This window comes from Phenylobacterium sp. (assembly GCF_036263695.1).
GTDB lineage: Bacteria > Pseudomonadota > Alphaproteobacteria > Caulobacterales > Caulobacteraceae > Phenylobacterium.
In genome coordinates, this window is sequence record NZ_DATAGM010000394.1 from 1 (window position 1) to 2242 (window position 2242).

At 73.9% G+C, this 2242-nt stretch carries 2 protein-coding genes; both read left to right on the forward strand.

The window, feature by feature from the left end; all coding sequences use genetic code 11:
- On the forward strand, positions 1–686 hold a 686-nt coding region (locus VHK87_RS15920), incomplete at its 5' end, for an aminopeptidase N C-terminal domain-containing protein (protein WP_329635873.1).
- 197 nt (positions 687–883) lie between these two features.
- A partial coding sequence (locus VHK87_RS15925) for a PAS domain-containing protein (RefSeq protein ID WP_329635874.1) occupies positions 884–2242 on the forward strand: 1359 nt, incomplete at its 3' end.

Sequence of the window (2242 nt, forward strand, 5' to 3'; positions counted from 1 at the left end):
ACACGCGCCTGGCCCTGCACCTGGGCGAGGAGCTGAGGCGGCTGCACACCGGCCTGCAGCAGCTCGGCGAGTTCTCCCCCGACGCAACGAGCGCCGGCCGGCGCGCCCTGCGCAACGCGGCCCTCGACCTGCTGGCCGCCAACCCGCGCTCGGAGATCGTCGAACTGGCCATGGGCCACTACGAGGCGGCCTCCAACATGACCGACTCCATCGGCGGGCTCTCGGCTCTGATGCTGATCGGTGGCCAGGCCTTCGAGTACGCGCTGGCCCACTTCTATGACCGCTGGAAGGACGAGCCGCTGGTGGTCGACAAGTGGTTCGCCCTGCAGGCCCGCGACCCGGGCGAAGGCGCCCTCGGCCGGGTGCTGGGCCTGACCGCCCACCCGGCGTTCGATGCGAAGAACCCCAACCGCCTGCGGGCGCTGGTCTCGACCTTCGCCTCGATGAATCCGTCGCGGTTCCACGACCCCAGCGGCGCCGGCTACCGCTTCCTCGCCGACCAGATCCTGGCCGTGGACGCGATCAACCCATCGGTCGCCGCCCGCCTCGTCGAACCCCTCGGCGGCTGGCGCCGCTACCGCCCCGAGTACGGCGAGCTGATGAAGGCCGAGCTGCAGCGGATCGTTGGGACCGAGGGCCTGTCGAAGAACGTCTACGAGCTGGCCAGCAAGGCGCTCGCCGACTGACGCCGAACTTTCCTCTCCCGTGAACGGGAGAGGAAGATAGGACTGAGTCCCCAACGCCACAGCTTGGGCCCCGCGTCGAAAGGCGCAGCTGTCGGGCGTGACCGAGTCGGGCGGGCCGCGTAGACTCCTGGGCAGGGGTGACTCGGGGCGAGCTCGGGGTCTTGAAGGAGCGGCGGCTTTTGGCCAGGCGCGGGGGCGTGGATCCGGCTGAGACGACGCTCGGCCGACCGGCAGGCGGAGGCGGGCCGCTGGCCGGGCCGGGCGCCTCGCAGGGCTTCCTGCGCCTGCTCATCCTGTCGGCCCTGCTGCTGCTCAGCCTCTACACCGTCTTCGCGCTGTGGCGGCTGTCCAGCTCGCCGCCGGCCAGCCCGACGGCGGCCGCTCTCTATCAGCGCGCCAGCGAACTGGCCGCCCGCGCCGACGTGGAGGCCATGGCCCTTCAAGGCGGCGCGCTGGCCGCCGTCGAGGTGCTGCAGCGCGCGCCCAGCGCCCCCCTCGACGCGGCCGAGACGGCTCTGCGGGCGGCGTCGGGCGCCGCGGCCGGCGCGGTGGTCGTCAGCGAAGGCCAGCTGGCGGCGGCCGCCGGCAAGACTTCCGGCGTCCGGTGGCTGGAGGTGGTCCGCGCCGCCGAGGCCAGCGGACAGGAGGTCGCCTTCACCGTCGCCGGCGTGCGCCCGGCGCTGATCGCGGTCGTCTCCGCCCCGACGTCGCAAGGGCGGCGCTGGGTGGCGTTGACCGGCGATCCCAACCGGCTCCTGGGCCTGTTGTCGCGCGGCTCGGCCGAGGCCTTCGCCGGCCGCTCGGGCCAGTTCGTCGCGGCCGCCGGAGAAACCGCCATCGCAGAGGGCGCCGAGGCCGCCTTCGGTCGGCCGATGAAGGACCTGGACGCCTCCGGCCCGCTGCGCGGCGCCCGCCCCGACGGCGCGCCGCTCGACCTCGCCGGCCGACCCGCCGCAGGGGGCGCGCTGGTCGCCGTCGCCGCCGCGCCCGCCGCGCCGGGTGGCGATGCGGTGATGCGCGAGCAGATCGCCTGGCTGCTGCTGCCGCTCGGCGCGGCCTTCGCGCTGGGCCTCATGCTGCTGCGCCAGAGCCGCCGGGCGGAGGACGCGCAGAAGGCCTTCATCGAGCACGAGCAGCGCTTCCGGCTCGCCGTCGAGGCCGCCCGCTGCGGCATCTGGGAATGGGACATCGTCTCGGACAAGATGTTCATGTCCGACGTCACCGGCGCGATCTTCGGCTGGGGCGGCGGCGGGGTGGTGGACGGCGCCGACGTCATCGAACGGGTCAGCCCCGAGCACCGCGACCGGCTGCGCAACGCGCTGACCACCGCGGCCGTATACGGCGCCTTCGACGTCTCCTTCCGGGTGCCCGGGCCGCACGGCGGCCGTCCGATCTGGATCGACGCCCGCGGCCAGGCTTTCGGCCAGGCGGAGGGCGACAGCTTCGCGCGGATCATCGGCGTAGCCCTCGACGTCACCGAGGAGCGGATGGCGCAGGCGAGAGCTCAGGCAGCCGAGAACCGCCTGCGCGACGCCATTGAGAGCGTCTCCGAGGCT